General features: G+C 64.7%; 3 protein-coding genes. All 3 read right to left on the bottom strand.

Annotation, left to right across the window (positions count from 1 at the left end; all coding sequences use genetic code 11):
• Nucleotides 1-72 precede the first annotated feature (72 nt).
• Nucleotides 73-1,494: a DHA2 family efflux MFS transporter permease subunit gene (locus Q7O77_RS15935; protein WP_304169607.1), complete on the bottom strand. Its 1,422-nt coding sequence runs from the start codon at nucleotides 1,492-1,494 to the stop codon at nucleotides 73-75.
• Nucleotides 1,484-2,701, bottom strand: a complete 1,218-nt coding sequence (locus Q7O77_RS15930) for a type III PLP-dependent enzyme (RefSeq protein ID WP_304169604.1) — start codon at nucleotides 2,699-2,701, stop codon at nucleotides 1,484-1,486. The genes Q7O77_RS15935 and Q7O77_RS15930 overlap by 11 nt, the downstream gene beginning before the upstream one ends.
• A partial coding sequence (locus tag Q7O77_RS15925) for a ferric iron reductase (protein WP_304169601.1) occupies nucleotides 2,694-3,391 on the bottom strand: 698 nt, incomplete at its 5' end. The genes Q7O77_RS15925 and Q7O77_RS15930, both read right to left, overlap by 8 nt.

The raw sequence follows: 3,391 nt of genomic DNA, 5'->3' as shown, positions 1-3,391 counted from the left end.
GCGGGTAACGATGTCTCCATGAGTTTTACCTTTATCCGTTGACGGTGAACAAAATTATTGGCTTTCGTGCGGCTAACGACGCGGTGCCAGCAAGGCGGCCGCCTCGTCCGCCGACGTCTCTGCGCGCGGAAAACGCAGGGCGCACGGCAGCGCCAAAAAAATCAACAGGCCGGTGGCCATAAACGTTTCGCCGATGGCGGATGCGCGCAAGGACGCCAACGCCGCCCCGGCGTCGGTCATCCGCCACTCCAGATACAGCGCGGCCATTACCATCGCCAGCGACGCCGCCAGCCGGCGCGCAATGTTGTTCATCGCGGCTCCCTGCGTCACCAGCGTATCGGGCAACACGTTCAGTCCGGCGGTGGTCACCGGCATGTAGGACAGACCCAGTCCCGCGCCGCGCAGCACCATCAGCACGAACACCATGCCAAGCGAACTCTGCGGCCCCAGCAGGCCCAGCCCGCAGGTCGCCAGCCCCGTCAGCAGCAGGCCTATTGCGACTACACGCGACGGCCCGTGGCGATCCAACAGTCCGCCGCCAATCCGGCCAAACAGGCTGGCGCTCAGCGCGGTACACAGCAGCGCCAGACCGGTGTCGATGGCGCTGTGGCCCAGCACCAGCTGTACCAACAGCGGCAACAGCACCAAACACTCAAACATGCCGACGGACTGGATGACGGTGATCGCCACGCTCAGGCGATAGCCGCGCAGCCGAAACATGCGCAGATTCAGCAGAGGATCGGCCTTGCGCCAGGCGCGGCGGACAAAAAGCGTCAGGCAGAGCGCCGCCAGCAGGAGCAACGCAAGATTTAGCGGGTTGGACAGCGCCGAAAGGTGGTGTACGCGGCTGGTCGCCAACAGCAACAGACCAATACCGGCGGCGATCAGCACGTAGCCTTTGGCGTCGAACGCCGCCTGCGTATCAGGGGAGATTGAGGGAAGCACCCGCCCGCCCATCAGCAGCGCCAGCACCCCGAACGGCAGATTGACCGCGAACAGCGCGCGCCAGCTGAAGACCTCCAGCAGCAGCCCGCCGCACAGCGGCCCCAGCGCAGGCGCGAGCATGACCACGGCGCTCCACACGCCCGTGATGCCCCCCCGCTGCTCACGCGGATACACCGCAAAAATCAGTGCCAGAGACAGCGGGATCATCAGGCCGCTGGCGATACCCTGCGCGACGCGCGCGCCGATCACACCCGACATCGACGTCGCCAGCGCGCCTGCGAGCGACCCCGCCATAAACAGCGCCACCCCGATCAGGTAGAGCCGTTTATGCCCCAGCCGCGCGCCCAGATAGCCGGTCAGCGGCAGGGTCATCGTCATGCTGACCATGAACCCTGCGACGATCCACGTCGCCAGCAGCGGGCCAACGTTAAACGCGCTCATGAACGCAGGCAGCGCCGGGTTGAGGGCGCTGTTGCTGAGGCTGACGGTGATCGTGCCGAACAGGACGTTGATCACCACCAGCGCACGAGCGCGGGCGCTAGCGATCATGACGCTCCTCGCCCTCTTCGGCGGCCAACACAAACCACTGCGGCGGACGCGGGTGGCACAGGAAGTCGGCGTGGGAAATGTTGTAGCCGTAGGCTCCCGCCATCGGCAGCACCAGAAGATCGCCGATGCGGACATCGGCCAGCCGACGGTCTCGGCTCAAAACGTCCTTGGGCGTACACAGCTGTCCCACCACCGTCCACGTCTGCCAGCCTGTCGGTTCGCGCGCGTCTTGCGTCAGATGAATCACCGGATGATCGTGCCCCTGCGCGACCGGCAGACGAAACTGGTGCGTACCGCCGCGGCAGACGAGGAACCCCTTGCCGTGACTGACTTTGGCGTCCAGTACCTCCACCACGTAGTAACCGCAGTAGGCGCTGATGAATCGTCCCGGTTCGAACCGCACCACGGGCGTATCATCCAGCTCGGCCAAACGCTGACCCAGAAAACGGCACAGCGACGGCCAGTCAAACTGCTCCGCATGGAGGTAGTCCACGCCGATGCCGCCGCCGACGTTGAGATGCGTGATCGTCTCCGGCTGACGTGATAGCGCTTTCCAACGCGGCCAACGGCTGAGATAGAAGTCCAGCAGCTGGCGATGGCGCTCCACCTCAATCTGGTGCGACATCGCATGTACATGGAAGCCTTGCAGCCGCAGATGGCGGGCGTCGTCTACCGCCGCGACCGCCGCCGCCAGTTCGGACTCATCGATGCCGAACGGCGTCGGTTTCCCCGCCATCGCCAGCTTGGTGGTCAGCCCGTCGGACAGCTGCGGATTGATGCGGATGAACACGGGCTGTATTCGCCCTGCCCGCTGCGCGCAGCGTTGCAAACGGGCAATTTCGTGCAGGCTTTCCACATGCACCGCCGCCACATCGCGTTGCAGCGCCGCGTCAAAATCCGAATCGAGTTTGCCCGGTCCGGAGAAGACGAAGGGACGTGCCGTTGCGCAGCCGGCGACCCGCTCGATTTCCCCGCCCGACGAGATCTCAAACCCATCGACCCACGGCGCGACCGTGTCCAGAATCGGCTTCTCGCTGTTGGCCTTGATGGCGTAGTAAAGCTCGACGCCTGGCGGCAGCGCCGCCGTGACGGCCTTCACATGCCGCCGCAGCGCGGTCAGGTCATAGACGAAAGCCGCCAGCGGATCGGACTCATGCCGTTGCAGGCGGCGAATGGCCGTGACGACGTGGGACGGCAGCTCAGTCATGACGCGCCTCCTCATACCACGGCGCGGGCAGGTTCACGTAGCCCGCCGCCCGGTCGGCGTCGGCGGAAAGCCGCACCTTGAGATTGGTTTTACAGGCGACCGGATGCCCCTTGATAAGGGCCTCCAGCTCAGGCGCGGGGCCATGAAGCTCGCCCAGAATCGCCTTCAGCTGTTCCCGCACACGCTGCCACATCTGCGGCGCCAGCGCCGGACGCTCATCGCTGAGCGCCAGCACGGCTTCCGACAGATGATTGACCAGCAGGCAGTACTGAATGCGATTCCAGCCCTGCTGACGCGAATAGCGCAGCGAGGCCCGAACGCGCGGGTGAACCTCGTCGCCAATGACCCGCATACCGTATTCGTCGGTTAACTTGACGCCCTCGAAGTCCCGCAGCAGAACCTGATGCGGCCGCCCTTCCCGATGTACCAGCACGCTGTTTTGCAAATGCGGCTCCATCACCACGCCGTGGTTGAAGAACAGCGCCAGCACCGGTCGCAACAGCAACGACTGGTAGTCGTCAAACCAGCGCAGCAGGCTGTGGTCGTCAAGCGCATGTCCATAGTGCGCTTGCAGGAAGGGATGGATCAGCGGGCGCAGATCTGTGCCCCGGGCGAACAACGTACCCGCCATCAGACTGTTTTCCGCGCCGGTTCGACGGCAGAAGTTCTCCCGCAGAATGGCGCCGGTCT

The organism is Lonsdalea britannica (genome assembly GCF_946477055.1).
Classification (GTDB): Bacteria; Pseudomonadota; Gammaproteobacteria; order Enterobacterales; family Enterobacteriaceae; genus Lonsdalea; species Lonsdalea britannica_A.
Note: the sequence above shows the minus strand (reverse complement) of the source record. Positions and strands in the feature narration are given on the sequence as shown.